This is a genomic window from Microbacterium sp. F2 (assembly GCF_052274505.1).
Lineage (GTDB): Bacteria > Actinomycetota > Actinomycetes > Actinomycetales > Microbacteriaceae > Microbacterium.
On record NZ_JBNVBV010000006.1, the window covers coordinates 151,559 to 177,791 of the forward strand.

Sequence of the window (26,233 nt, forward strand, 5' to 3'; positions counted from 1 at the left end):
GATAGCCCCTCCCCCGAATCGAGGTCTCGATGTCGCGCGCTGACACGCGTCCCGCCCGCCGTGGTCGTCGCACCCCCGAAGAAGGCCCGCGCGCGACTTTCCGCCAGCTGGTGCCCTTCCTTCTCGAGCATCGGAACGTGCTCATCGTGGTCGCGATCCTGAGCATCATCGGGGCAGTCGCCACCCTCGCCCAGCCCGTGCTGGTCGGCCAGGTGATCACCCGCGTTCAAGATCAAGTCCCGCTCGGATGGCTCGTGTGGGGAATCGTCGCGCTCGTTGTCGCGGCATCGCTCATCTCCGGGTTCCAGCACTACCTGCTGCAGCGCACCGGAACTGCCGTGGTCTACTCGAGCAGGCGACAGCTCGTGGCCCGCATCCTGCACCTTCCCATCCGGGAGTTCGATGCACGCCGCACGGGCGACCTCGTCTCCCGTGTCGGTACCGACACGACGCTGCTGTACGCGGTCCTCACGCAGGGACTCGCGGATGCCGTCGGCAACTCGCTCCTCTTTATCGGTGCCCTGGTCGCGATGGCGCTGATCGACCCACTTCTGCTGCTGGCCATCGTCGTCGTGATCGGCTTGTCGGTCACCGTGGTCGTGATCCTCAGCGGCAGGATCCGCCGCGCCACCGGCGAGCAGCAAGAGAAGGTCGGCGAGTTGGCCTCCTCGGTGGAACGCGCCGTCAGCTCGATCCGAACCGTGCGCGCCGCAGGAGCCACCGAGCGCGAGGTTGCGGACATCACGGGTGTCGCGACGGAGGCCTACGGCGTCGGCGTGCGGATCGCGAAGGTCTCGGCGCTCGTCGTTCCTGTCGCGGGCATCGCCCTGCAGGTCTCACTGCTGGTCGTCCTGGGCGTCGGCGGATTCCGCGTGGCATCCGGCGCGATCGAGATCGCAAGCCTGGTCACCTTCATCATGTTCCTCTTCCTGCTCGTCGGCCCGCTCGGGAGCTTCTTCGGGGCCATCACCTCGGTGAACCAGGCCCTCGGTGCGCTCGGCCGCATCCAAGAGATCCTCAATCTCCCGACAGAGGACGCCGACGACGCACGGCTCGCGGCATCCGTCACCGAGTCCTCCCCCGTTCCGGTGTCACAGATGGCGGGCGCCGCGGCCTCAGACCCGGCATCCGTGACACCGGAACCGCGGGAGATCGCGATCGAGTTCCGGGATGTCTGGTTCCGATACCCCGAGGCCGTTGTCGCCGCGCGTCGGAAGGCCGAGACCGAAGCGCGTGCCGTGCTCGAGAGCGCGCACGTCGACACATCGGCCATCGCGCTTGCAGGCGACGGCGGCACGGATGCCGGCTCCAACGCGCAGGCGCAGTCCGAGGCATCCGATCATGCCGGCGACGTGCTGCGCGGCGTCTCGTTCCACGTCCCTCGGGGGTCGCGCGTGGCGATCGTGGGCCCGTCGGGGGCCGGGAAGAGCACGACGCTCGCGCTCATCGAGCGGTTCTATGACCCGACCGGCGGCGCGATCCTGCTCGGTGGTGCTGACATCCGAACCCTTCCGCGCGAACAGCTGCGCGCACAGCTCGGCTACGTCGAGCAGGACGCGCCGACCCTCGCCGGAACGATCGCGCAGAACCTGCGCCTCGCCTCCCCCGAGGCGACGGATGCCGACTGCGAGCGCGTTCTTGACGCCGTGAACCTGACCGAGGTGCTCGAGCGCAGTCCGCTGCGCCTCGAGGCCCCGGTCGGTGAGAACGGCGTCATGCTCTCCGGCGGCGAGCGTCAGCGCCTGGCGATCGCCCGTGCTCTTCTGGCCGCCCCGCCCATCCTGCTGCTGGACGAGTCGACATCATCCTTGGACGGACTCAATGAGCAGCGGATGCGGGATGCGATCGACGCCGTCGCAGCAGAACGGACCCTTATCGTCATCGCCCATCGCCTGTCGACGGTCGTCGACAGCGACCTGATCGTGGTTATGCAAAACGGCGAGGTGATCGGCCAGGGGACCCACGGCGAGCTGGTCGAGTCGACGCCGCTCTACCGCGACCTCGCGCGCCACCAACTCCTGGTCTGACCCGCCTACCCGCCGAACCCACACGAATCTCGACGAACCCACACCTTCCTGCGGCTGAAACGTGTGGGCTGGTGCCGGAAGGTGTGGGTTCGCGAGGGACGCGGGTTCGCGCCGGGTGCGGGCGGGAGGAGGACGCCCGGGTCAGGCTGATTTGAGGCGGTAGCGCAGGGCCGCGAGTTCGGCGTTCAACTGGGCCGGGATGCGGCCATCGAAGACGCTGTAGAACTCCTCGGTGAGGTCAGCCTCGTGCAGCCACGACGCTGGATCGACGGCGAACAGTTCGTCGAGGTCTTCCTGCGGAACATCGATGCCCTCGAGGTTCAGGTCCTCGATGCGCGGCAGACGTCCGATCGGGCTGTCAAGAGCCGGCACCTTCCCGTCGACGCGGCGGATGATCCACTCGATGACACGGGAGTTGTCGCCGAACCCGGGCCAGAGGAAGCGGCCATCTGCTCCCTTGCGGAACCAGTTGACCTGGAAGATCCGTGGCGCGCGGTCGAACCGCAGCTGCTGACCCATCTTGACCCAGTGGCCGAAGTAGTCGGCCATGTTGTACCCGCAGAACGGCAGCATCGCGAACGGATCGCGCCGCAGTTCGCCGACTGTGCCCTCGGCGGCCGCGGTGCGCTCGGACGAGATCGTCGAGCCGAGGAAAACCCCGTGAGCCCAGTCGGTTGCCTCGACCACGAGCGGAACATTCGTGGCGCGGCGTCCACCGAAGAGGATCGCGTCGATCGGCACACCCTCGGGTGCATCCCAGTCGTCGGCGATCTGCGGGCACTGGTCAGCACGCACCGTGAAGCGGGAGTTCGGGTGCGCCGCGGGACGCCCGGATGCCGGGGTCCAGGGGTTGCCTTCCCAGTCGATGAGCTCGGCGGGAGCCTCATCGGTGAGACCCTCCCACCACACATCCCCGTCGGGGCGAAGAGCCACGTTCGTGAAGATCGTGTTGCCCCAGAGCGTCTCGACAGCCGTGACGTTGGTGGATTCACCGGTTCCCGGCGCTACCCCGAAGAAGCCCGCTTCGGGGTTGATCGCCCAGAGGCGCCCATCCTCGCCCGGTCGCAGCCACGCGATGTCGTCGCCGAGCGTTTCGACGCGCCATCCGGGAATCGTCGGACGCAGCATAGCCAGGTTGGTCTTGCCGCACGCCGAGGGGAACGCGGCGGCGAGGTGGTAAGCCTTGCCCTCGGGACTGATGACGCGGATGAGCAGCATGTGCTCGGCCATCCACCCCTCGTCGCGGCCGATGACCGAGGCGATGCGCAGCGCGAAGCACTTCTTGGCAAGGATCGCGTTGCCGCCGTATCCGGAGCCGTACGACCACACCTCGAGGGTGTCGGGGAAGTGCACGATGTACTTCTCGTCGTTGCAGGGCCACGCGACATCCTCCTGACCCGGCGCGAGCGGCGCACCGACGGAGTGGACGGTCTTGACCCACGGCGACCCACCTGCGATCTCGCGCAGGACATCGGTGCCGACACGCGTCATGATGCCGATCGAGGTGACAGCGTACGCGCTGTCGGTGATCTGCACGCCGATGTGCGACAGCGGTCCAGCCACGGGTCCCATCGAGAACGGCACGACGTACATCGTGCGCCCACGCATCGACCCGTCGAAAAGTGGCGTGATCGTGGCGCGGATCTCGGCGGGGGCCACCCAGTTATTGGTCGGACCGGCGTCTTCCTCGCGCTCCGACGCGATGAAGGTGCGCGCCTCGGTGCGCGCCACGTCGCTCGGGTGAGAGCGCGCGAGGTACGAGCCCGGCCGCCACTCGGGGTTGAGCTTGATGAGCTTGCCCTGCTCGACCTGCTCGCGCAGCAGAGCCTCGTTCTCGGCGCGGGAGCCGCTAACCCAGTGGATCCGATCGGGCTTGGTGAGCGCTGCGATCTCGCCCACCCACTCGATCAGGGCATCCATGCCGGGGCCAGAGATCGACGGCAGGTCGCCGGATGCCGACGCGGGCGCCGAGGTGGTGGGGCGAGTAATGTCAGCGATGGCCATTGTCTCTCCTGTGTGCGACGTCGTCTGGGGGCTCGTTCTCCACTTTCCTGCACGTGAAGCACCGTTTGAACGCGTCTGACCTCATAAGAAGTCCGATTCTTTCGCTAGCATCAAGGAATGACACCCACGAACCTCGAACTGGTGACGCTCGGGCACCGCATCCGTCACGAACGCGTGTCTCGGGGGTGGACGCTCGACGAGCTGGGTGCACAGGTCGGGGTCGCGGGCAGTCAACTGAGCCTCATTGAAAACGGCAAGCGCGAGCCGAAGCTCTCGCTGCTGCAGGCAATCGCCCACGCGACGGGGCTGGAAGTCACCGATCTTCTGGCCGCTGAACCGCCGAATCGCCGAGCGGCGCTCGAGATCGAACTCGAACGCGCGCAGGCAAGCCCCGTGTTTCGCAGGCTCGGCATTCCGCCGGTCAAGGTCACCAAGGGAACGCCCGACGAGACGATCGAGTCGATACTCGGTCTGCACCGGGAGCTCGATCGCCGTGAGCGAGAAGCGATCGCGACGCCCGAGGAGGCGCGTCGGGCCAACACCGAGCTGCGTCTGCGGATGCGGGATCGCGACAATTACCTCCCCGAGATCGAGAAGCTCGCTGAGAAGCAACTCACAGCCGCAGGTCACGTGTCAGGAGCCCTCACCCACCGCACCGTGAGCATCATGGCCGAGCGCCTCGGGTTCGAGCTGCTCTACGTCAACGACCTGCCACGCTCCGCGCGATCGGTCACCGACCTCGAGAACGGCCGCATCTACCTCCCGCCCGCGTCGATCCCGGGCGGCCACGGGCTGCGCTCGATGGCATTGCAGGCGATGGCGCACCGGTTGCTCGGACACCAGCGGCCCACCTCGTACGCCGACTTCCTGCAACAGCGGCTGGAGATCAACTACTTCGCCGCCTGCTGCCTCATCCCCGAGACCAACGGCGTCGCGTTCCTGCAGCAGGCAAAGAAAGACCGCAACCTCGCCGTCGAGGACTTCCGCGATGCGTTCGGCGTGACGCACGAGGCGGCTGCGATGCGGATGACGAACCTGATGACACAGCATCTCGGCATCCGTCTGCACTTCTTGCGCGTCGATGGATCCGGGGCCATCTCGCGCGTCTATGAGAACGACGACCTTCCGCTGCCCATGGATGTCACGGGTGCCGTCGATGGGCAGATCGCGTGCCGCAAGTGGTCGGCGCGCGCTGCATTCTCGGAGCAGAACCGCACGACCGAGCATTACCAGTACACCGACACTCCCGCCGGGACGTTCTGGTGCGCCACGCAGACCGGCACGACAGCCGACGGCGAGTTCTCGATCAGTGTGGGGGTCCCGTTCGACGACGCCCGCTGGTTCCGTGGCCGGGAGACGACCAAGCGCGCGGTCTCTTCGTGTCCCGACGAGGCGTGCTGCCGCCGGGCGCCCTCGGAGCTCACCTCGCGCTGGGAGGGCAAGGCGTGGCCGAGCGCCCGCGTGCACATGCAGATGTTCACCCCGCTCCCCCGCGGCAACTTCCCCGGCGTCGATGACTCCGAGGTGTACGCGTTTCTGGAACGCCACGCCTGACCCAGCATCAGCGTCCACGCCGGTCGCTCGCGCCCGCGATAGTGGGCGTAGATTGTCGTCTCGACTCGAGAAGTGGGCGCAAATTGTCGCCTCAGGACCTGCAAGCGACAATTCAGGCCAACCTTTCGCCGTTGGGACCGCGCGCGAGAATCAGACAGTGATGCTCGAGAGTCCGGCATGGGCTCCTCCCCACATCCAGGTTCGGCGCAGGATGACAGGAGTTGCCTGAACGGCCAGCCCCGGGTGCGGCCCGCCCCGGATGCTGATCGGATGCCACGCCGCCACGCCTCGCTTCCTCCGACGCTGTCTGGCACATTCGCCTACGCAGAGGCGCGCGCGATGGGTGTTAGTCCCCGGCGACTGCGTGGGTCCGATCTCGAGCGCCCGTTCCATGCCACTCGGATTCGTCCCGAGGCCGCGACACGCTCCGCGTTCGAGGGTCCGCAAGCGATCGACGCCCGAGCCCGCGCCCGGGTACTCGAGCGGGCCCGCGCATACAGCCGCGTGATGAGTCGGCGCGGATTCTTCACAGGGATGACGGCAGCAGCGCTTCTCGGGTGTCCACTCCCCGACGACTTCGACGCTGACGCAGACCTGTCGGTCGGCATCACGCACCCGCATCGGGCAGCGCGAGCCCGAGGCGTGGCCGGCCTTCAGACGCGCGAGCACCTTGCGTACGTGATGGATGTCGAAGGCTTGCGCGTGACCACTCCCGCCTCGACCTGGGCGATGCTCGGCGGAGAGCTGTCAGAACGGTGGCTCGTGATCATGGGGGATCATTTCGTACGAGTTCCTCGCGACCACCGGGGTCGGGCCATGCCGAACGCGCGACTGGCCACGCCCGCACAGTTGGAGGCAGCAGCGCTCGCGCCAGGGCGGCGGCACCGCAAAGAGCTCCTTCGTGCCCTGACGTCGGTGCGCGTCGGCAGTGCTTCCCGGCTCGAGACTGAGTATCGATTGGATGCCGAGGCCGAGCGACTGCCCGACATGGAGTTGGATGTCGAGGTCCGCGATGCGGACGGAGCGCTGATAGCAATTGTCGACGGCATGCATCGAGCGTTCGACCTGATTGTCGAAGTCGAAGGGGATCACCACCGGACCGATCGCGCACAGTGGAATCGCGACATCGACAGAACGGCGGCACTGGCGGCGCAGGGGTGGGAGGTCGTCCGCCTGACCTCTCGACGGATTCGAGACGGGAGCGCGACGGCGGTGGTCGGAAGCGCCCTCCACCGCCATGGTTGGGAGGGAGCGCGGGGCCACTAGCAGCGGCGCATCCCGGCTGACGTGACGCGGCATCCGTGGCAGGGTGGATCCGTGCGCACCTGGCTGATCCGCTTCGTGACTCTCTACGTTTTCGACGTTGTCGTCCTGCTCCTGATCGGTCTGATCATGCCGCAAGTCTCGGTCGGATGGTCAGTACTGTGGGCAGCCGTGATCCTCGCGCTGGCGACGCTCTGGGTCAAGCCGGCCTTACGACGCTGGCTGGGAGGCCGCGCCGAGCGGTCAAGCCGCGACCTCACGCGAGCAGGCGCAAAGCTCGTTCAGGGCGCCGTCGTGCTCATCGTGGCAGCAGTCGTGTGGGTGCTCGTCGTCGTGCTGTCCGGTGTCAACGTCGCGGGCTTTTTCTGGGGCTGGGTCATCCCACCGGTGTTGCTCGTCATCGCGTGGCTCATCTACGACGCCATCGATGACCGTCTCGAAGCACACGCTGGCCGCCTCTGGGATGGCGCCCGCGGGCGCGAATCCCGCGGCGGCTAGGAGTCCCCGCCGCCATCTGATCCGGCATCCGCGTCGGATCCATCGCCCGGCACGTGTGCGTCGCCCGCAGGCTGGGCAGCGGCAACGCCGGCCGGGCCACTGCGGAGCCACGCGAGGATGAAGATGACCAAGCCTGCGATGAGCGCAGCGATCACCCAGAGCACGATGAGGTAATCCACCCAGGACCCGATCGGCGGGGAACCGGGCAGGAAGTTGCGAAGCGGAATCGTCGCGAAAAGCATTGCACCGAACCACCCGAGCATGGTCGCCTCGATCTTGCGCCGGCCCCGATAGACGGTTATCGCAGCGGTCAGGACGAGAACGGGCGCAATCACCATGAGCGTCAACAGCACGATGCCGAAAGCGATCGTGGATGCCGCGCGCGTGATGGTGAACTGAACCCCGAGCGTCGTGATCAGCCCGTCCTGGGTGGCCATGGCGGGCAACTCCACCGCCTGCGCGGTGACGTCCCAACCCGGGACTCGACCGTCGACCGCGAGTTCGTACGGGATCGGCACGCCCTCACCGTCCGCAGCTTCGCGCAGCGGCACGATCATCGTGTCAGTCGTGTACCTGTCAAACGGCCACTGCTCGATGAATCCGTCGAGCGTGAGCGTGACGGTCTCTGCCCCCACAACCTCGTCCGCGCCGTAGGTGATCGTGCGCGATCCGTCGGTTCCGGTGACCAGGACGTGCACTGTTTCGTCCATCGAGAACTGGTCGGACGAGTAGGACCCGAGGTCGGGACCGGGCGTGATTCGTAGCGTGAGATGGCTCGCCGCGCCGTCAACGTCGACAGGAGTCAGGGTGAGCACGAGCGGTTGCCCCGAGCCGCCGCTAGCCACAGACGCACGATCGATGCGTCCACCTGACGCGTAGAGCAGAACCACGACGACGTACAACAGAACGAGGGCGAGGATGCCGCCCACCATCGCCGCACGACGGCCGCGGCGTCGTGCAGGAGTCGAGGACGTCACGGCGTCATTGTGCCAGAGCGAGGAGACGGGCGCGTCTCGCCCCCGCGGTCCGGGTCAGCCGGCCCGGCGTTCGGCGGTCTCCACGACGTTCGCGACGAGCATCGCGCGGGTCATGGGTCCGACACCACCGGGGTTCGGGGAGAGCCAACCCGCCACCTCTGCAACGGCCGGATCGACATCTCCGGCAAGCTTCGCGCGACCGGAGTCGGTCGTTCCGACACGGGTCACGCCCACATCCAGCACGGCAGCGCCGGGCGCGATCCACTCGGGCTTGACCAGATGCGGCTGTCCGACGGCAGCAACGACGATGTCGGCCCGGCGAACCTGAGCCTCGAGGTCGGGAGTGCGCGAGTGGGTGAGGGTCACTGTCGCGTCGGTGCCTTTGCGGGTCAGCAGAAGCCCGAGCGGGCGACCGACGGTGATGCCGCGCCCGATGACGGTCACGTGCTTGCCGGCGATCTGCACGCCGTGGCGAGTGAGGAGCTCGATGATGCCGGCAGGCGTGCACGGCAGGGGCGCTGCAACCGCGGTAGCGGGGTCGACCCCGAGCACGAGCCGACCCAGGTTCGTCGGATGCAGGCCGTCCGCATCCTTGTCAGGGTCAATCAGCTCGAGAATGGCGTTCTCGTCGATGCCCTTCGGCAGCGGCAGCTGCACGATGAACCCGGTGACGGCGGGGTCGGCGTTGAGCGCACGGACGGCATCGGCGATCTCGTCCTGCGTTGCGGTAGCGGGCAGTTCGACAGCGATCGAGGCGACCCCGACCTCCGCGCAGTCGCGGTGCTTGCCGGTGACGTACGAGCGCGAGGCACCGTCATCGCCGACGAGTAGTGTCCCCAGGCCCGGCACAATGCCCCGCTCCGCAAGGGCAGCGACGCGGTCACGAAGCTCCCCCTTGATCGCGGCGGCGGTCGCGGTGCCGTCGAGTAGTTGTGCAGTCATTCGCGTCTCCTGTCGTCATCCCGCGACATCCGCGTCCCGGGACGGATAACTACGTCCATAGGTATTCTACGGGCGCGGGGTCGCGTCATCCAGACCCGGATGCCGCAGCGATCCGGGCTTACTGGGACAGGCCCGGGTAGAGCGGGAAGGCTTCGGTCAGCGTCGCGACCCGCGCACGCAGCGCATCGATGTCGGGGGTCGGCAGCAGCGCCAGCGCGATGATGTCGGCGACCTCGGCGAACTCAGCGTCCCCGAAACCACGCGTGGCGAGCGCGGGCGTCCCGATACGCAAACCCGACGTGACCATCGGCGGCCGGGGGTCATTGGGCACGGCGTTGCGGTTGACGGTGATCTGGATCTCGTGCAGCAGATCCTCGGCCTGCTTCCCATCGATCGCGGCGTTTCGCAGGTCGACGAGCACGAGGTGCACATCGGTGCCACCCGAGCGAACAGCGATGCCGGCGTCGGCCACATCGCGCTGCGCGAGCCGGTCGGCGAGGATCTTCGCCCCGCGCACGGTGCGCTGCTGCCGCTCGCGGAACTCCGGGGTCGCAGCGAGTTTGAAAGCCGTCGCCTTCGCCGCGATCACGTGCATCAGCGGGCCACCCTGCTGCCCCGGGAAGACCGCCGAGTTGATCTTCTTCGCAAGCGCCTCGTCGTTGGTCAGAATGAAGCCCGAACGGGGGCCGCCGATGGTCTTGTGAACCGTGGATGACACGACGTGCGCGTGCGGCACGGGCGAGGGGTGCACACCACCGGCCACCAGACCGGCGAAGTGAGCCATGTCGACCCACAGCAGCGCGTCGACCTCGTCGGCGATTTCGCGGAACCGCGCGAAGTCGAGCTGGCGCGGGTACGCCGACCATCCCGCGATGATGACCTGCGGACGATGTTCGAGCGCGAGGCGACGCACCTCGTCCATGTCGATGAGGCTCGTCTCGGGGTCGACTCCGTAGGCGACGATGTCGTACAGGCGACCGGAGAAGTTGGCCTTCATGCCGTGCGTGAGGTGTCCACCGTGATCGAGCGACAGACCGAGGATCGTGTCGCCCGGGCGCGCGATCGCGTGCAGCACAGCCGCGTTCGCCGTGGCACCGGAGTGGGGCTGCACGTTCGCGTACGCGGCGCCGAACAGCTCCTTCGCACGGGCGATCGCGAGCTCTTCGGCGACGTCGACTTCTTCGCACCCGCCGTAGTAGCGCTTGCCCGGGTACCCCTCGGCGTACTTGTTCGTGAGCACCGAGCCCTGCGACTGCAGGACCGAGACGGGCACGAAGTTCTCGGACGCGATCATCTCGAGGTAGCTCTGCTGACGAGCGAGCTCCCGATCAAGGACCTGAGCGATCTCGGGATCGACTTCGGCAAGCGGGGCGGTGAACAGCGAGTCGCTCATGGCGTTGTGCTCCTTGTGCTGCGGGGCGGGGACGACGGCTTCGGGTGGGGTTCCGTCTCGACCCAGGCGTACGGTCGAGTACCGTGTCGGTCGCTCCCCGGTGGTCATCCACCTCAACGCCAGTCGCGACATCCTGAGCATACCGGATCGCACTCAGCCCTCGATCCGCGACAGGGCGGTTGATAGAGTGACTCAACGCTATTTGTTAGGACTCTTTACATGACCGGGACCCAGCCCCGCGATGCAGCTACCTCCGCCTGGCCCGTGCCGCTCCCCCGCGACGTGGTGGCGGGCGAGGGACCGGGCTTCATCCTGCGAGCGCGGACCGCCGTCACCGGCGACCAGACCGTGGTCGGCATCCTCATGAACCTCGTATCTGCGCGAACGGACGGCGAGATCAACCTCGATTCCACCGCGGCGGGCCCCGGTATCTCGCTGGCCGTCACGGATGCCGACACTCCCGATTCCTACCGACTGATCGCCTCTGCGGAGGGCGTCGAGGTGACAGGGTCGGACGCTGCGGGCCTGTTTTACGGCATCCAAACGCTCGTGCAGTTGATCGAGCAGACTGACGACGGATGGCGAATCCCGGCCGTACAGATCGCCGACGCACCGCGCTTTGCGTACCGGGGCGTCATGCTCGATGTCGCGCGGCACTTCTTCCCCGTCGAGGTGGTGCTCGGAGTGATCGACCGAGCCGCGCAGCTCAAGCTCAATCACCTCCACCTGCACCTGACCGATGACCAGGGCTGGCGGATCGAGATCCCCTCGCGCCCCGAACTCACCCGGCTCGCATCCGCAACCGCCATGGGCGGGGACCCCGGCGGCTACTACACCGCCGAGGACTACGGCCGGATCCAGGCGTACGCAGCCGCCCGCCACATGATCGTCGTGCCCGAGATCGACCTTCCCGGACACACCCATGCTGTCGGCCTCGCCTACCCCGACCTCGTGGAACCTCCCGTGCTCTCGGAGCACATCCGCGAGGTCGTCGAGGCCTACGGCAGCACGCTTCCGGTTGCGGGCGAGCCTTATGAGGGCATCGCGGTCGGCTTCTCGTCGTTGCGGATCGGCGACCCGGCGACGGAGGCCTTCGTGACGGATGTCGTCGCCGACCTGGCCGCGATGACTGCCGGGCCCTACCTTCACGTCGGCGGCGACGAGGCCCTCGGCACGGATCCGGCCGACTACGCCGCCTTCGTAGCACTCGCGTCACGCATCGTCGCAGATGCCGGGAAGGTGCCCGTGATGTGGCACGAAGCCGGCGCTGCGAATGACTTGCACCCGGGAACCGTCGGCCAGTACTGGGGATTCGTCACACCGACCGACGACATGGACGAGAAGGCGCGGGGCTTCGCTGCGCGCCGCGGGCGCGTCATCCTGTCGCCTGCCGACGCGGTCTACCTGGACATGAAGGACTCGGTGGATTCGGAGCTCGGCCTGACCTGGGCGAACGGTGTCACGAGCGTGGAACGCGCGTACGCGTGGGAGCCGGCGTCGGTGCTCGACGGGGTAGCCGAGAGCGACATCCTCGGTGTCGAGGCTGCGCTGTGGACCGAAACCGTGCGCACCGCCGCCGATATCGACACGCTGGTGTTCCCGCGGATCGCTGCTGCAGCCGAGGCAGCCTGGTCGCCGGCTACCGGCGAGCACCCGCTACGCAGCTGGGAATCGTTCCGCGAGCGGGTCGGCAGACTCGAGGGACTCTGGAGGGCCCTCGGCATCGGCTTCCGCCGGTCGCCCGAGATCCCCTGGAGCGGCGAGGGAGCATCGTGAGCACCACGATCGTCCACAGCGCGCGGGTCGTCGCGGACGGCGCCGAGACGAGCGACGCCTGGGTCGAGATGCAGGGTGACACCATCGCTGCCGTCGGCACCGGCGATGACTGGCGGTCGCGAGCCTCCGCGGCGACGATCATCGACGCGCGGGAGGTCGCCGGACCCGGCGCCATTCTCACGCCGGGGTTCGTCGATATCCACGGTCACGGCGGCGGTGGGTTCTCGTACGAGGGCGACGAGTCAGGCATCCGCGCCGCCCGCGCGCTGCACCTCGCACACGGCACGACACGGGCAGTCCTCTCCCTCGTTTCTGGCTCGCTCGAGCACCTCACGGCGCAGGTCGCTCGGATCGCGGCGATGACGCAGACGGATGCCGACATCCTCGGCTCCCATCTGGAGGGGCCGTTCCTCGATCACGGTCACCGTGGCGCGCACGATCCCGCGAGCTTGCGCGCGGCAACCCCGGACGCTGTGGCGGCCTTGCTCGAAGCGGGAGCGGGGACGATCCGGCAGGTGACGCTGGCGCCAGAGCTGCCGGGCGCCGCCGCGGCGATGCGTGCCTTTGTGGAGGCGGGCGTTTGCGTCGCCGTCGGCCACACGGATGCCGATCTCGAGGCGACATGCGCGGCGTTCGAGGCCGGCGCGAGCATCCTGACCCACGCGTTCAATGCGATGCCTCCCCTGCTCCATCGCGCCCCAGGACCGGTCGGGGCGGCAACCGCCGACCCGCGCGTGACGCTCGAGGTCATCGCTGACGGCGTGCACGTGCATCCCGAGCTCGTCCGGATCCTGTTCGCCGCAGCACCCGCACGGATTGCGCTCATCACCGACGCGATGGCGGCGGCAGGCGTCGGTGACGGCCGCTACGTGCTGGGCTCGCTTGAGGTGGATGTCGTCGACGGTGTCGCCCGCCTCGTGGAGACTGGCGCGATCGCGGGGTCGACCCTGACGCAGGATGCTGCGCTTCGCGTGACCCTCGCGGCGGGAGTCGACCTGCCCGCGGCCGTCGACGCGCTCACCCGCGCGCCGGCCGCGGCGATCGGTGTGGCGGATCGCCACGGCAGCCTGCGCCCGAGCTTCGCCGCTGACGCCGTGCTGCTGGATGCCTCGCTCGCGGTCCGCGGAGTCTGGCTCGACGGGCGGCGCGTGCACTGAGGCCAGCATCCTTCCCTGCGGCAACGGAAAGATGGGCGCGAACTGTCGTTTCCCAGCCCAGAAGCGACGATTCGCGCCTACCCTTGCCGCGATAGCGACCAGATGCGCCCAACTCACGCGGCCTAGACTGGAAACATGCCCGAATCAGCGACCCCGTCCGGCCTGCCCGCAGGGACCCGCCCGGCACTCAGCGTGGTCGACGTGCTCGCCGTTCTGTGCGAACTTTTCGCGTTCGGGACGCTCGCGTTCTGGGGGTTCGCCGCCTGGCCGTTCCCCTGGAACATCGTGGCGGGCATCGTCGCGCCGGTTGTCGCCATCCTGCTGTGGGCGCTGTTTGTCTCACCCCGAGCGGTGATCATCGTGCATCCGTTCCTGCGGGCAGTCGTTGAGCTCCTCGTGTATGTCTCAGCGACGATCGCGTGGTGGAGCGTGGGCCTCGTATGGGTCGGCCTGATCTTCGGGGTCATCGCCGTCACCGTCGGCGTGATCGCCGGGCGCCGCCGACTGGCATGAGCGACCGGGAGGTCCTCGCGCGGCTGCGTGCCGAACTCGGCGACGCGCTCGACACGACGGATGCCTCGCTCGAAGCTGCCCGGGCCGATAAGTCCGGTCACGCCAGCATCGGGCGCCCGCTCGCCGTCATGCATGCCCGCAGCGTCGAGGACGTCCAAGCGACGCTGCGCATTGCGTCGGCGACGGGAACTCCGGTCGTCACCCGGGGAGCGGGGACGGGACTCGCCGGCGGCGCGAACGCCGGACCCGGCGAGATCGCGCTCTCGGTTCGGGCGATGGATCGCATCCTGGAGGTGCGACCCGACGACCTGCTGGCAGTGGTCGAACCCGGCATCCTGAACGCCGACCTGAACCGCGCGCTCGCCGAGCACGGCCTGTGGTGGGCACCGGATCCCGCCAGCCGCGACATCTCCACGGTCGGCGGGAACATCGCCACCGGCGCCGGGGGCCTCTTGTGCGCGAAGTACGGCGTGGTGCGAGACGCCGTCCTGGGCGTCGATCTCGTCCTCGCCGACGGGCGACTGCTGCACCTGGGTCACCGCACGGTCAAGGGCGTGACGGGCCTCGACCTCACATCGCTGGTGATCGGTTCCGAAGGCATCCTCGGTGTCGTGGTGGCTGCAACCCTGAAGCTCCGGCGGCTCGTTCCGGGCGAGGTGTGCACCATCGCCGCGACCTTCACGGATGTCGGCACCGCCGCGAGCGCCTGCAGTGCTGTCACCGCCGCAGGACTACAACCGGCGATCATGGAGCTGCTGGATGCCGCGGCGCTGACGGCCATCCACGAATTACTCGGCCTCGCCGCGCCGACCCCGGGCGCGGCGCACGTCACGATCCAGACCGATGGCGCCGCTGCAGCCGCGGATGCGGCGGCGATCACCGCTGTCCTGGAGGCAGCGGGAGGCACCGTCGCCCTCTCCACCGACCGCGAGGAAGGCGAGCGACTGCTCGCGATCCGCCGGTCGGTGCATCCCGCGATGGCGAGCCTGGGAACGACGCTCATCGAAGACGTTTCGGTTCCGCGGTCGCAGCTCGCGACGATGTTCGCGCGTATCGCCGACATCGAGCGCCGCTACGGTCTCGTGATCCCCACGGTCGCGCACGCTGGCGATGGAAACCTGCATCCGAACTTCATCTTCGACGGTCCCGATGTACCCGCCGAGATCTGGGAAGCCGCCGACGAACTGTTCCGCGCCGCGCTCGATCTCGGCGGAACCCTCACCGGCGAGCATGGGATCGGGGTGCTCAAGCGACGGTGGCTCGCTGACGAACTCGGCGATGACCAGTGGGAGCTGCAGCGCCAGATCGCGCGCGTCTTCGACCCCGGGGGGATCCTCAACCCCGGCAAGGTGTTCGCGCCGCGAGCGACACCGTGACGGGCGTCGTGCGCGTGAGCGCTGCCGGCGCGCAGCGCTCGGCCTAAAGACCCTGCCAGGCCGGCTTGTTCGCGTAGGCGTAGCGGTAGTACTCCGCGCGGGTGAGCTCGCTCGCGGCATCCTCGTCGACGACAACCGTGACGTGAGGGTGGAGCTGAATCGCCGAACCGGGAACGGATGCTGACACCGGACCCTCGACGGCTGCCGCGAGGGCTGCCGCCTTGGACCTCCCGAAGGCGAGGAGCACGAGGTGGCCTGCCTCCAGGATCGTGCCGAGCCCCTGCGTGATGCAGTGCATCGGCACATCATCTGGCGAGGCGAAGAAGCGCGCGTTGTCGGCGCGCGTCTGCTCGGTGAGTGTCTTGACGCGCGTGCGGGAAGCGAACGACGAGCCTGGTTCGTTGAAACCGATATGGCCGTCGGTGCCGATCCCCAGGATCTGCAGGGCGATGCCACCGGCATCCATGATCGCTGCCTCGTACACCTCGCCGGCATGCGCGATCCCCTCGAGGCGCCCATCGGGAACCCGGATACGCGCCGGATTCAGCCCCAGTGGCTCGACCACCTCGCGCGTGATAACCGACCGGTAGCTCTGCGGGCGCGCGGGGTCGAGTCCCACGTACTCGTCGAGGGCGAACCCCCGCACGTGCGACACCTCGACGCCCGCGAGCGCGGGACGCAGAGCCTCGTAGACCGGAAGCGGGGTCGAACCGGTGGCAAGCCCCAGCACAAAATCGGGCGTGGCGCGGATGCGTCGCGCGATCTCCTGCGCGACCAGCTGCCCACCCACCTTGGGCGCGGGGACGATGACCACTTCAGCCATGGGAAAGAACCTCTCTCTCGTCTGCCGCTTCAGCGCCGATGAGCGCCGCGCCGAGCGCCGCGGCTGGCGCACCGACGGGAAGAATCTCAACCCGATCGACCAGCTGAAGCGATCGCAGGAACGCCGACTCGTGGGCACTCGACTCCAGCTGCGCGGCGACCTCTGCCTGCAGCCGAGTTCCCAGAGCCGTGATGCCGCCGCCGAGAACGACAGTGTCGACATCCGCCGTGAGCACGAGCACCCGGATGGCGGCAGCGACTCCCCGGGCGAGGTCGGTGCGTAGCCGCGCGGCTGCCGCATCGCCCGCGTCTGCCGCGTCGAAAACATCGCGAATCGGGAGTGATCCAGGCCTCCTCCATCGGGCCGAGACCGCCCCACCGCCGGCGAGCGCCTCGATGCACCCGCGTTGGCCACAGCGACAGACGGGGCCCGCCGGATCGATCGAGAGGTGTCCGATCTCTCCCGCTCCTCCCCTCGCCCCACGCCACAGCACACCGTCTGTCACAACGGCAGCGGCGATGCCCGTCCCGAGGTTGAGGTACCCCATCGACAGTGTTCCGCCACGCAGCGATGCTGCGCCGAGCGCTGCAGCCTTCACGTCATTCTCGACCCGCACGGGAACACCGAGTGCTGGAGCGACGGCGGCTGCAAGATCGAGAGTCTCGACACCGAGGTTGACGGCGTGCTCGACCCGCCCCGACCCCGGTTCGATCCGGCCGGGGATCCCGATCCCCACCGACCGGATGCCGGCCGTGCTGAGAGCGGGTTCGGCGCACAGACGGGACACCGCGGCAAGGATCGTCTGCACGACGGCATCCGGTCCCCACCCCGTCGCCAGGCGGGTGCGAGCGACGATGGTGCCGTTCGGAGCGACGGCGACGGCATCCGTCTTGGTTCCTCCGACATCGAGGCCGAGTCTCATCGCCCGCCTCCGATCCAGAGCGGGTGGGTGGTGCACATGTTCATCAGCCCTTGACCGCTCCGGCGACAAGTCCCCCGGTCATGCGGCGGTTCACGAGCAGGAAGAACACGATGACGGGGATGGCCATGATCGTGGAGGCAGCCATCACCACTGCCCAGTCGGTGGCTTTCGTTGCCTGCACGAAGGCGCGCAGCCAGATCGGGAGGGTGAGCGACTCCGGACGCGTCATGATCACCAGCGCGAAGACGAACTCGTTCCACGCCTGGATGAACGCAAACACACCGGTCGCGATCAGGCCCGGGGCAAGCAGCGGGAACGTCACTCGCCAGAACGCGCCGGCGCGGCTGCATCCGTCGATCATCGCGGACTCTTCGAGTTCCACCGGCACTCCCGCAACAAACCCGCGCAGCGTCCAGATCGTGAACGGTAAAACGAAGGCGATGTAGACGAAGCTCAGACCGATGATCGTGTTGATGAGGTACCAGCCATCGAGCATCCGGAACACCGAGATGATCATGGCTTCGGCAGGGATCATCTGGACGACCAGGATCGCGATAATGAACGACCGGCGACTGCGGAACCGATAGCGCGAGACGGCAAGCGCCGCGAGGAAAGCGAACACCAGTGCCGCGACCAGGGTGATCGCCGTGACCGCAACGGAGTTGCCGAGCGCCGTCAGCAGACCCTCATCGCCGAGGGCGGTCTGATAGTTCGACAGTGTGAACTGGTCGGGCCACCAGTGCGGCTCCGCTGAGCGCACGGCGGATGCCGGCAGGAGCGACGTGTTGACCATCCAGTAGACGGGGAAGACCGAGAACGCGATCACGACGAGGGCCGCGAGGTTCAGCAGGATGCGGGCGGAGCGCCGCCGAGGCCGGGCATTCATGACTGCTCCTCCTGTCGCAGCATCGTGCGAATCCAATAGCCGGAGATCAGGAGCAGGATCGCGACCAGGATCACCGAGATGGCGCCGCCGGCACCGAGATCACCGGAGGCCATCGAGACGCTGTAGATGTAGACGCCGATCGTGTTGGTCTCGGCGCGCACCCCACCGATCGACTGGAGGGCGTAGATCTGGGCGAACACCCGCAGATCCCAGATGATCTGCAGGATCAGCAGCACCAGCAGAATCGAGCGGACGTAGGGGACGACGATGAGTCGGAAGCGTGCGAACCCCGATGCTCCGTCCAGGGATGCCGCCTCCATGACCTCGTCGGGCACCTGGGTAAAGCCCGCGTAGGCGGTGAAAGCGACGAAGGGAACGGCACCCCACGTGATGATGATCGCGGCAACCGCATAGAAGCTCACCGGGTCGATGAGCCAGCTGTGGCCCGTCCAGTCAGTTCCCGTGACACGGGTGAGAACCCAGTTGACCAGGCCGTACTGGGTGTCGAAGATCCAGCCCCACACGATCGTGGCGGTGAGGGCCGGCATCGCCCAGGCAAGCAGCAATGCGACAGAGACCGCCGTGCGCATGACAGTGCCGAGCTTGGTCAGAAGGACCGCGACGAGGATGCCGAGCACCATCGTTGCGACAACGCTGACGATGCACAGCGCGATGCTGCGAGCAAGGACAGCCCAGAACTCGGCATCCGTCAGAACCGCGACGTAGTTGTCGAGCCCGACGAATCCGGGCGGGGCACCGAAGATCTGAGCCCGACCGAACTCCTGGAACGACATCACGAGCAGCTGCACGAGCGGCCAGCCGATGAAGACCACGAGCATGATGAGCGCCGGCGTCAGCAGGGCCAGCGGCGCCCAGGGGAAGCGCCGACGACGCGGGGACTGCTCGCGAGCGTCGGGACCCGCTGTCTCCGGCGACGCCGAGGCGGCGGGTGCGGTGACGGTGGTCATGCAAAGTCCTTTGACAGAGAGCCAGTGACAGAGAGCGGGAGACACGGAGCGGGGACGCCCTGACGGTGCAGAGCGTCCCCGCTCGAGGTGTCAGCCGTTGAGGATGTCGGTGATCTTCGCGTCGGCGTCGGTTGCGAGCGTCGCGATGTCGCCGCCGTTCGCAATGTTCACAAACAGGTCCTGCATGATGCCCTGAGCTTCGACATCAGCCCAGTTCGGCGATGCCGGGGTGAGCTTCGCGTTGGCCGCAGCCTCGGCGATGACGGCAGCAAGCTCCGGCGTTGCGGCAGCTACCTTGTCGCCGAGCGAGACCTTCGCCGGCACGAGCCCGGCACCGGCGAGGATGGTCTGGTACTCATCCGAAAGCATGATTTCCAGCGCCGACTTCGCCAGCTCCGGGTTCTGCGACTTCGCCGAGATACCGACGTTCGAGCCGCCCGCGAAGACCTGAGCGGCCCCGCCCTCCGTGCCCGGCAGCGCGAAGTAGCCGGTGATGTCGGCCACGGGAGTCGCCGCCTGGTCCTCATCCGCGATGATCGACCAGTACGCCCAGCTCGGCGCCGAGTACGTGGCCGACTGCTCCGTGCGGAACGGCACCCAGCCTTCGGCCTCGTCGCCGTCCTTCGGAGCCAAGGATGCCTTCGTCATGAGCTCCTGCACCTGCGCGAGCCCGGCCTGCGATTCGGGGCTCGACAGCTGCGCCTCCCATGTGCCGTCGCTGCCCTGTACGGCGATCTCGCCACCGTTCTCCCAGATGAAGGGCAGCGCGTTGTACCAGTCCTTGCCGGGGAAGTAGACACCCGAGACGCCCGGCAGCGCGGTCGCGAGGGCGACCCCGTTGGAGACGTACTCGTCGAGCGTGGTGGGCACGGCGACACCGGCCTGCTCGTACATCGCGGTGTTGTAGAAGACGACGCGCGAACCCGAGTAGTACGGGGCGGCGTACAGGGTGTCATCCCAGCTGCCGGCCTGAACGAAGCCCGGCAGGAGGTCCGAGCCGCCGAGCTGATCCTCGATGTCAGACAGACTGAGCAGCGCACCACTGGAGGTGAAGGCGGGAGCCTGCGTGTTACCCATCTCGACGATGTCGGGGCTGTCGTTGCTCGACAGGCTCGTCGTGAGTTTGTCGACGAGGCCGGTCCACTGCTGCTCTTCGATGACCAGAGTGCTGCCGGGGTTCTCGTCTTCGAACGTCGTCACGAGGTAGTCACGGGCCTCCTGCGGGGTATCGGTACCGACCAACCAGACGCGCAGTTCCGCTGCTTCGGGGGTGTCGTTCGGGGTGCCACCGCCGGCACAGCCGGCGAGGACCACAGCTGAGGCACCGACGAGGGCGACGGCTCCGAGCTTTCTGTTCATGGTGTCTTCCTTCGTGTTTCTCTTGGTTTCGGAAGAGGTCGGGCGACCTATCCGGTGGGGGGAATGGTTGGGGCGACGATCACGACACCCCGAGCTGGCCTGACAGGACCATGACGGCTGCTCCGCGCAGGACGATGTCCTGGCCTTGCGCCGTCATCCGAACGCGCACGCCGTCATGGAACCGGGCGAGCGTGCGGGTGCGGATCGTCTCGACCGTTGCCTCTGCGAGAGGACCGGCGAGAAGTTCATCGGGGCCCGAGAGCACGATCTCCGACACATCGAGGGCGCCGACGATCGGGGCCAGTGCAATGCCCAGGCGTTCACCGGCATCGCGCAGCTGCTGTTCACGGGCCGCGGGAGTCTCGGCATCCGCCATGCGTGCGGTCAGCGCGGGCACCGACAACCACGCCTCGAGGCATCCGACTTTGCCGCACGCGCACTGCGGACCACCGTCGGTACCGACGGTGACGTGTCCGATCTCACCCGCAGCGAAGTGCGCACCACGCATGGGCTGGCCAGCAGAGACCAGTCCCGAACCGACGCCGCGTCCGACCTTCACGAGCACGACATCGTCCCCCGCGCCGCCAAAGGTGTACTCGGCGAGGACGGCGGCATTCGCGTCGTTTGCCACGAGAACCGGCAGAGCGAGCGCATCTTCCAGGATGCTGCGCAGCGGCAGCTGGGTCCACCCGAGGCCGGGGGCGCTGAGGACGACGCCGTCGTTGTCGACGACACCGGGGGACCCGACACCGATCCCGAGAATCGGAGCGTGAGCATCGGCGACGAGGCGGCGGGCCAGTTCGATCACGGCTTCCTGGGCATCCTCTGCCCCGCGCGGGGCAGGGATCTCGTGGCGGGCGACGATGTCGCCGTCGAGCGTCAGGATGGCGCCGAGGAACCGGTCGGGGCCCGAGAGGTCCATACCGAGGATCCGGTGACCTGCGCGGTCAAGATCGACGACCATCGCGGGCTTGCCCGGACCAGAAGCTTCGCGGATGCCGAGCTCGGCAATCAGCCCGTCGCCGATGAGTTCGGCGACGAGGTCGGAGATCGTGACGCGCGTCAGCCCCGTCTCCCGGGAGAGGTCAGCGCGGCTCATCGCGCCGTCATGGAACAGCGTCTGAAGAACGAGCGAGCGGTTGTGTGCGCGGGCGTGCTCGGGAAGCACCTTGACCCGGCGAAGACCGCGGCGCTGCACCGCGTCCGAGGCGCCTGCCGCAGCATCCGTGGCTGCCGTCGCCGAGACGCCAGAAGCCGTGAGGGTGTGCGCGCGCCCCGTGGAAGAGCCGCGCTGCACTTCCGATGCAGTCATGTTTGTTAGTAGACCTTACGAACAAAAGAACTGCAAGCGGGTTTCCGGATTTGGATGGACAGTTTACAAAACCGTTACATCGGTCACCCGGGTAGAGCAGCATTTCCCCTGGGCCATCCCGCCCACCTCGGCGCGGCAAGAGCCGTAGCATGCGATGGGCGCTGTCGCGCCCGAGGAAAGGAACCCGCGTGCCCTATTTCGACCTCTCCCCTGCTGACCTCGAGGTCTACCTCCCAGAGATCGCCGAGCCGGCGGACTTCGACACGTTCTGGGCCGCGACTCTCGACGAGTCCCGCCGAGCGGGCTGGGATCCGCGGGTCACACAGGTCGACTCGCCACTGCGCGCCGTCTCCGTCTTCGACGTCACGTTCCCGGGATTCACGGGCGACCCGGTCAAGGCTTGGCTGCTTCTGCCTGCAGGCGCCGCCGAGCCACTGCCAGCGATCATCGAGTTCGTCGGATACGGCGGCGGGCGTGGCCTGCCCTCCGAACGCCTCGCCTGGTCGGCGGCCGGCTACGCACACCTGATCATGGATACCCGCGGCCAGGGCTCCACGTGGGGCTCGGGCGGGCAGACTCCCGATCCCCACGGCACCGGCGCCGCCACCAACGGCTACATGACCCGAGGAATCGATGACCCCGCCGACTACTACTACCGCCGGGTTTTCACGGATGCGGTCCGCGCCGTCGATGCGCTCCGGACGCTCCCTCAGATCGACCCGGACCGGATCGCCGTCACCGGCGGTAGCCAAGGCGGCGGCATCGCACTCGCTGCCGGCGCCTTGTCGGAAGGGCTCGTCGCCGTGATGCCCGACGTGCCGTTCCTCTGCCACTTCTCGCGCGCAGTCGGCCTCACCGACCGCGACCCGTACCAGGAGCTCGTTCGCTACCTCGGCGTGCACCGTGACGCACGCGAACGCACCTTCAGAACGCTGAGCTACTTCGACGGCGTGTCGATGGCCCGCCGGGCAAGCGCGCCGGGCCTGTTCTCGGTAGCCCTCATGGACTTCACCTGCCCACCCTCGACCGTGTATGCCGCGTTCAACAACTACGCCGGCCCGTCCAAGCGCATCGTGGCCTACGAGTTCAACGACCACGAGGGCGGCGGCGCGCACCAGTGGACGCAGCAGGCGGCATTCCTCGCGGAACTGGGCATCCAGTGAGCGCTCGAACCGCAGCCGTCGTCGCGATCGACGCCGGCCAGACCGGCATGAAGGTGCGCGTGCGCACTGACGCCTCGGTCGGCGAGGCCCTTCTCCCCGGCGTTCGTACCGACCAGCCGGTGCTCCCGCAGATCGGTCTGGCAGCACGACAGATTGCCGACGAGTTCGACCTCGACATCCGTCACCTCGCCGCGGGTATATCCGGGCTCACTGACGTCGAGACGACCCCGGATGCCGTCGGCGCGCTCGTTCGCAGCGCGGGCGCTGCACACGCGGTCATCGCTCACGATGCGACAACGTCGTACCTCGGCGCCCGCGGCATCGCCCACGGTGCCGTTGTGGCAGCCGGAACGGGTGTCGTGACTCTAGGAGTCGGCCCTGGCGGCGCCGCACGCGTCGACGGCTGGGGCTACCTCATGGGCGACGCCGGCAGCGGCTTCTGGCTCGGGCGTGAGGCGCTCGTCGCCGCGATGCGCGACCACGACGGCCGGGGTGCCGCGACCACGCTCACGGATGTGGTCCGGGATCGCTGGCCGGATCTCGAACAGGCCTACATCCACCTGCAGGCGAACCCTGCCCGGGTGAGCATCGTCGCATCCTTCGCGGCCGAGGTCGCACGGGCTGGAGCCGACGGCGACGCCGTGGCGCTCGACATCCTGAGCCGCGCCGGCGATCTGCTCGCAGAGAGTGCGCTGACCGCGCTGCGTCGCGTCGATGCGGAGCCCGCTGTGTGCGCGATCGGCGGGGTGTTCCGGTCCGAGGCCCTCCGCGACGAGTTCACGCGGGCGCTGGTGAGGGAGCGGCCGGATGCCCGGGTCGTCGAGCCCGCCGGTATCGGTATCGACGGCGTCGAGGCTCTCATCGACCTCCCCGCCAATCACCCGCTCGCGCCCCTCACCTGGTCGGCCCGCGCCTAGCGCCGGACCCGCTCCCCCGCGGCGGCCAGCCCACGCGAGCCGACTGCAGGAAAACGCGGGACAAGCCCCGGCGGAGCGCACCCGCACCCGGATTCATCCTGCGTTCGGCACGCCGGATACGACTCGGGCCGCCCCGCCAGAGCGGAAGCGGCCCGAGTCGAGAAGAGATCAGCGCAGCGCGTCGATGACGGCGTTGAAGGTCGCCGAGGGTCGCATGACCTCGTCGACGAGTTCGCCGTTCGGGCGGTAGTAGCCACCGATCTCGACCGGTGACCCCTGCGCTGCGTTGAGCTCCGCGACGATCGTCGCTTCCTCGGCAGTGAGCTTCTCGGCTACCGGTGCGAAGATCGCCGCGAGTTCGGCATCCTCGGTCTGCTTCGCCAGCTCCTGCACCCAGTACAGGGCGAGGTAGAAGTGGCTGCCGCGGTTGTCGATGGTGCCGAGCGTACGGCCCGGAGACTTGTCGTTCTCCAGGAAGGTGCCGGTAGCGGCATCCAGCGTGTCGGCGAGGACCTTCGCCCGCGCGTTGCCGGTCGTCTCAGCGAGGTGCTCGAGGGATGCCGCGAGCGCGAAGAACTCGCCGAGCGAGTCCCAGCGCAGGTAGTTCTCGCTCAGCAGCTGCTGCACGTGCTTGGGGGCAGACCCGCCGGCGCCCGTCTCGAACAGCCCGCCACCCGCGAGCAGCGGCACGATCGAGAGCATCTTGGCGCTCGTGCCCACCTCGAGGATCGGGAAGAGGTCGGTGAGGTAGTCGCGTAGCACGTTGCCGGTGACCGAGATCGTGTCGAGGCCGTGGCGCATGCGCGCGAGCGTGTAGCGGGTGGCTTCCTCGGGCGAGAGGATGCTGATCTGCACGCCCTTGGTGTCGAGCAGCGCGAGCCCCTGGTGGACCTTCGCGATCAGCTGGGCGTCGTGCGAGCGGTTGACGTCGAGCCAGAACACCGCGGGAACCCCGGTTGCCCGGGCGCGGGTGACGGCGAGCTTCACCCAGTCCATGACGGCGATGTGCTTGGTCTGCGTCGCGCGCCAGATGTCGCCGGCGCCGACCTCGTGCTCGAGCAGCACCTCACCCGACGAGTCGAGCACCTGGACGACGCCGGGAGCGGCGATCTCGAATGTCTTGTCGTGGCTGCCGTACTCTTCGGCAGCCTGCGCCATGAGACCGACGTTGGGAACCGTGCCGATCGTCGTGGGATCGAGCGGCCCGTTTGCGATGACGTCGTCGATCACGGCCTGGTAGACGCCGGCGTAGGAGGAGTCCGGGATCACGGCGAGTGTGTCATCCTCGCCACCGTCGACTCCCCAGAGCTTGCCGCCGTTTCGGACCAGGGCAGGCATGGATGCATCGACGATGACATCCGAGGGAACGTGCAGGTTCGTGATGCCCTTGTCGGAGTTCACATACGACAGGCGTGGGCCGCGCTCCAGGTCGGCGTCGATCGCCGCGGCGATCTCGTCACCGCCCTCGATCGTCGGCAGCCCCGCAAGGATCGATCCGAGTCCGTTGTTCGGCGTGAGGCCCGCCGCCGCGAGCTGGTCGCCGTAGCGCTCGAAGACATCGGCGAAGTACGTCTTCACGACGTGACCGAAGATGATCGGGTCGCTGACCTTCATCATCGTGGCCTTCAGGTGCACCGAATAGAGCACATCCTCCGCAGATGCCTGCGCCAGAGTCTCAGCAAGGAAGGCATCGAGGGCGGATGCCGACAGGAATGTGGCGTCGATGATCTCGCGCGGGAGGACCTTCAGCCCCTCCTTGAGCACCGTGACCGTGCCGTCGGTTGCGACGTGACGGATGGAGAGCACGTCGTCGTGAGCTGCCACCCACGACTTCTCGTTGCTCTTGAAGTCGTCGTGACCCATCGTCGCGACCCGAGTCTTCGACCCCTCGGGGAAGGGCTTGTTGCGGTGCGGGTGCTTGCGGGCATAGTTCTTGACCGACAGCGGCGCCCGGCGGTCACTGTTGCCCTCGCGAAGGACGGGGTTCACAGCCGACCCCTTGATGCGGTCGTACCGCGCGCGGATGTCCTTCTGCTCGATCGTCTGCGGCTCGTCCGGGTAGTCGGGGATGTCGTAGCCCTGCGACTGCAGCTCAGCGATGGCAGCCTTCAGCTGCGGAATGGATGCCGAGATGTTCGGCAGCTTGATGATGTTGGCCTCGGGAAGGGTGGCCAGTCCGCCGAGCTCGGCGAGGGCATCACCGACAGCCTGCTCGGGTGTGAGCTGCTGCGGAAAAGCGGCGAGGATGCGTCCCGCGAGCGAGATGTCGCGCGTCTCGACATCCACGCCGGCCTGATGCGTGATCGCCTGCACGATGGGAAGGAAGGAAGCTGTGGCCAGGGCCGGGGCTTCGTCGGTATACGTGTAGATGATCGTGGATTCGCTCACTCGCCTGATCTTTCC

The 26,233-nt window shown here is 67.9% G+C and carries 21 protein-coding genes and 1 riboswitch; of the genes, 10 read left to right on the forward strand and 11 right to left on the reverse strand.

The features are described 5' to 3' along the window. Positions 1-29 precede the first annotated feature (29 nt). Positions 30-2,027: an ABC transporter ATP-binding protein gene (locus ACQVDU_RS11950; protein WP_443477231.1), complete on the forward strand. Its 1,998-nt coding sequence runs from the start codon at positions 30-32 to the stop codon at positions 2,025-2,027. A gap of 141 nt (positions 2,028-2,168) precedes the next feature. Here ACQVDU_RS11950 and ACQVDU_RS11955 read toward each other — a convergent pair whose 3' ends face one another. Beyond that, a complete protein-coding gene (locus ACQVDU_RS11955) occupies positions 2,169-4,031 on the reverse strand; it encodes a phosphoenolpyruvate carboxykinase (GTP) (protein ID WP_443477232.1) in 1,863 nt (620 codons plus the stop codon). A gap of 117 nt (positions 4,032-4,148) precedes the next feature. Between ACQVDU_RS11955 and ACQVDU_RS11960 the strand changes: the two genes are divergently transcribed. The 3 genes from ACQVDU_RS11960 to ACQVDU_RS11970 all read left to right on the forward strand — a co-directional run bounded on the left by ACQVDU_RS11960 (position 4,149) and on the right by ACQVDU_RS11970 (position 7,346). Beyond that, positions 4,149-5,585 carry a helix-turn-helix domain-containing protein gene (locus tag ACQVDU_RS11960; protein WP_443477233.1) on the forward strand — a complete coding sequence of 479 codons (1,437 nt, stop codon included), beginning with the start codon at positions 4,149-4,151 and terminating at the stop codon, positions 5,583-5,585. Positions 5,586-5,924: 339 nt separating this feature from the next. Further along, on the forward strand, positions 5,925-6,851 hold the full coding sequence (locus ACQVDU_RS11965; RefSeq protein ID WP_443477234.1) for a DUF559 domain-containing protein: 927 nt from the start codon (positions 5,925-5,927) through the stop codon (positions 6,849-6,851). A 51-nt stretch (positions 6,852-6,902) separates the two neighbouring features. After that, on the forward strand, positions 6,903-7,346 hold the full coding sequence (locus ACQVDU_RS11970; RefSeq protein ID WP_443477235.1) for a hypothetical protein: 444 nt from the start codon (positions 6,903-6,905) through the stop codon (positions 7,344-7,346). On the opposite strand, the gene ACQVDU_RS11975 is transcribed toward ACQVDU_RS11970, so the two are convergent. The 3 genes from ACQVDU_RS11975 to glyA all read right to left on the reverse strand — a co-directional run bounded on the left by ACQVDU_RS11975 (position 7,343) and on the right by glyA (position 10,658). Then, on the reverse strand, positions 7,343-8,323 hold the full coding sequence (locus ACQVDU_RS11975) for a DUF4436 family protein (protein ID WP_443477236.1): 981 nt from the start codon (positions 8,321-8,323) through the stop codon (positions 7,343-7,345). The genes ACQVDU_RS11970 and ACQVDU_RS11975 overlap by 4 nt on opposite strands. 54 nt (positions 8,324-8,377) lie before the next feature. Then, positions 8,378-9,265 (reverse strand): bifunctional methylenetetrahydrofolate dehydrogenase/methenyltetrahydrofolate cyclohydrolase, encoded by an 888-nt coding sequence (locus ACQVDU_RS11980; protein ID WP_443477237.1) that lies wholly within the window; start codon positions 9,263-9,265, stop codon positions 8,378-8,380. Positions 9,266-9,383: 118 nt separating this feature from the next. Further along, positions 9,384-10,658 (reverse strand): serine hydroxymethyltransferase, encoded by a 1,275-nt coding sequence (gene glyA, locus ACQVDU_RS11985; RefSeq protein ID WP_443477238.1) that lies wholly within the window; start codon positions 10,656-10,658, stop codon positions 9,384-9,386. A gap of 53 nt (positions 10,659-10,711) precedes the next feature. Then, a riboswitch (ZMP/ZTP riboswitch) is annotated at positions 10,712-10,795 on the reverse strand. A gap of 82 nt (positions 10,796-10,877) precedes the next feature. Between glyA and ACQVDU_RS11990 the strand changes: the two genes are divergently transcribed. The 4 genes from ACQVDU_RS11990 to ACQVDU_RS12005 all read left to right on the forward strand — a co-directional run bounded on the left by ACQVDU_RS11990 (position 10,878) and on the right by ACQVDU_RS12005 (position 15,480). Next, complete coding sequence (locus ACQVDU_RS11990; protein WP_443477239.1) at positions 10,878-12,434, forward strand: family 20 glycosylhydrolase; 1,557 nt, start codon at positions 10,878-10,880, stop codon at positions 12,432-12,434. After that, a complete protein-coding gene (locus tag ACQVDU_RS11995) occupies positions 12,431-13,591 on the forward strand; it encodes an N-acetylglucosamine-6-phosphate deacetylase (RefSeq protein ID WP_443477240.1) in 1,161 nt (386 codons plus the stop codon). Before ACQVDU_RS11990 ends, ACQVDU_RS11995 begins: the two co-directional genes overlap by 4 nt. A gap of 135 nt (positions 13,592-13,726) precedes the next feature. Next, complete coding sequence (locus ACQVDU_RS12000) at positions 13,727-14,104, forward strand: YrdB family protein (RefSeq protein ID WP_300592198.1); 378 nt, start codon at positions 13,727-13,729, stop codon at positions 14,102-14,104. Next, positions 14,101-15,480 carry an FAD-binding oxidoreductase gene (locus ACQVDU_RS12005; protein WP_443477241.1) on the forward strand — a complete coding sequence of 460 codons (1,380 nt, stop codon included), beginning with the start codon at positions 14,101-14,103 and terminating at the stop codon, positions 15,478-15,480. Before ACQVDU_RS12000 ends, ACQVDU_RS12005 begins: the two co-directional genes overlap by 4 nt. A 43-nt stretch (positions 15,481-15,523) precedes the next feature. Here ACQVDU_RS12005 and ACQVDU_RS12010 read toward each other — a convergent pair whose 3' ends face one another. From ACQVDU_RS12010 to ACQVDU_RS12035, 6 genes are all read right to left on the reverse strand, one after another. Further along, positions 15,524-16,303 carry a glucosamine-6-phosphate deaminase gene (locus ACQVDU_RS12010; RefSeq protein ID WP_443477242.1) on the reverse strand — a complete coding sequence of 260 codons (780 nt, stop codon included), beginning with the start codon at positions 16,301-16,303 and terminating at the stop codon, positions 15,524-15,526. Further along, on the reverse strand, positions 16,296-17,225 hold the full coding sequence (locus ACQVDU_RS12015) for an ROK family protein (RefSeq protein WP_443477243.1): 930 nt from the start codon (positions 17,223-17,225) through the stop codon (positions 16,296-16,298). The genes ACQVDU_RS12010 and ACQVDU_RS12015 overlap by 8 nt, the downstream gene beginning before the upstream one ends. 43 nt (positions 17,226-17,268) lie before the next feature. Beyond that, entirely contained in the window at positions 17,269-18,111 is an 843-nt protein-coding gene (locus tag ACQVDU_RS12020) for a carbohydrate ABC transporter permease (RefSeq protein WP_443477244.1), read from the reverse strand. Next, positions 18,108-19,079, reverse strand: a complete 972-nt coding sequence (locus ACQVDU_RS12025) for a carbohydrate ABC transporter permease (RefSeq protein ID WP_443477245.1) — start codon at positions 19,077-19,079, stop codon at positions 18,108-18,110. The genes ACQVDU_RS12020 and ACQVDU_RS12025 overlap by 4 nt, the downstream gene beginning before the upstream one ends. Before the next feature lie 90 nt (positions 19,080-19,169). After that, positions 19,170-20,438, reverse strand: a complete 1,269-nt coding sequence (locus ACQVDU_RS12030; protein ID WP_443477246.1) for an extracellular solute-binding protein — start codon at positions 20,436-20,438, stop codon at positions 19,170-19,172. A gap of 79 nt (positions 20,439-20,517) precedes the next feature. Continuing rightward, positions 20,518-21,750, reverse strand: coding sequence for an ROK family protein (locus ACQVDU_RS12035; protein ID WP_443477247.1), 1,233 nt, complete (start codon positions 21,748-21,750; stop codon positions 20,518-20,520). Between the two features lie 188 nt (positions 21,751-21,938). On the opposite strand from ACQVDU_RS12035, the gene ACQVDU_RS12040 reads away from it, so the two are divergent. After that, positions 21,939-22,913, forward strand: a complete 975-nt coding sequence (locus ACQVDU_RS12040) for an acetylxylan esterase (protein ID WP_443477248.1) — start codon at positions 21,939-21,941, stop codon at positions 22,911-22,913. After that, positions 22,910-23,830 (forward strand): N-acetylglucosamine kinase, encoded by a 921-nt coding sequence (locus tag ACQVDU_RS12045; protein WP_443477249.1) that lies wholly within the window; start codon positions 22,910-22,912, stop codon positions 23,828-23,830. The genes ACQVDU_RS12040 and ACQVDU_RS12045 overlap by 4 nt, the downstream gene beginning before the upstream one ends. A gap of 168 nt (positions 23,831-23,998) precedes the next feature. Here the strand turns inward: ACQVDU_RS12045 and ACQVDU_RS12050 are convergent, their stop codons facing one another. After that, positions 23,999-26,218 (reverse strand): NADP-dependent isocitrate dehydrogenase, encoded by a 2,220-nt coding sequence (locus ACQVDU_RS12050; RefSeq protein ID WP_443477250.1) that lies wholly within the window; start codon positions 26,216-26,218, stop codon positions 23,999-24,001. Between the last annotated feature and the right edge of the window lie 15 nt (positions 26,219-26,233).

Coding starts and splice junctions, on each gene's coding strand:
- ACQVDU_RS11950 (WP_443477231.1), top strand. CDS start 30: ATGTCGCGCGCTGACACGCGTCCCGCCCGCCGTGGTCGTCGCACCCCC.
- ACQVDU_RS11955 (WP_443477232.1), bottom strand. CDS start 4,031: ATGGCCATCGCTGACATTACTCGCCCCACCACCTCGGCGCCCGCGTCG.
- ACQVDU_RS11960 (WP_443477233.1), top strand. CDS start 4,149: ATGACACCCACGAACCTCGAACTGGTGACGCTCGGGCACCGCATCCGT.
- ACQVDU_RS11965 (WP_443477234.1), top strand. CDS start 5,925: ATGGGTGTTAGTCCCCGGCGACTGCGTGGGTCCGATCTCGAGCGCCCG.
- ACQVDU_RS11980 (WP_443477237.1), bottom strand. CDS start 9,265: ATGACTGCACAACTACTCGACGGCACCGCGACCGCCGCCGCGATCAAG.
- glyA (WP_443477238.1), bottom strand. CDS start 10,658: ATGAGCGACTCGCTGTTCACCGCCCCGCTTGCCGAAGTCGATCCCGAG.
- ACQVDU_RS11990 (WP_443477239.1), top strand. CDS start 10,878: ATGACCGGGACCCAGCCCCGCGATGCAGCTACCTCCGCCTGGCCCGTG.
- ACQVDU_RS12000 (WP_300592198.1), top strand. CDS start 13,727: ATGCCCGAATCAGCGACCCCGTCCGGCCTGCCCGCAGGGACCCGCCCG.
- ACQVDU_RS12005 (WP_443477241.1), top strand. CDS start 14,101: ATGAGCGACCGGGAGGTCCTCGCGCGGCTGCGTGCCGAACTCGGCGAC.
- ACQVDU_RS12010 (WP_443477242.1), bottom strand. CDS start 16,303: ATGGCTGAAGTGGTCATCGTCCCCGCGCCCAAGGTGGGTGGGCAGCTG.
- ACQVDU_RS12015 (WP_443477243.1), bottom strand. CDS start 17,225: ATGAGACTCGGCCTCGATGTCGGAGGAACCAAGACGGATGCCGTCGCC.
- ACQVDU_RS12020 (WP_443477244.1), bottom strand. CDS start 18,111: ATGAATGCCCGGCCTCGGCGGCGCTCCGCCCGCATCCTGCTGAACCTC.
- ACQVDU_RS12025 (WP_443477245.1), bottom strand. CDS start 19,079: ATGACCACCGTCACCGCACCCGCCGCCTCGGCGTCGCCGGAGACAGCG.
- ACQVDU_RS12030 (WP_443477246.1), bottom strand. CDS start 20,438: ATGAACAGAAAGCTCGGAGCCGTCGCCCTCGTCGGTGCCTCAGCTGTG.
- ACQVDU_RS12035 (WP_443477247.1), bottom strand. CDS start 21,750: ATGACTGCATCGGAAGTGCAGCGCGGCTCTTCCACGGGGCGCGCGCAC.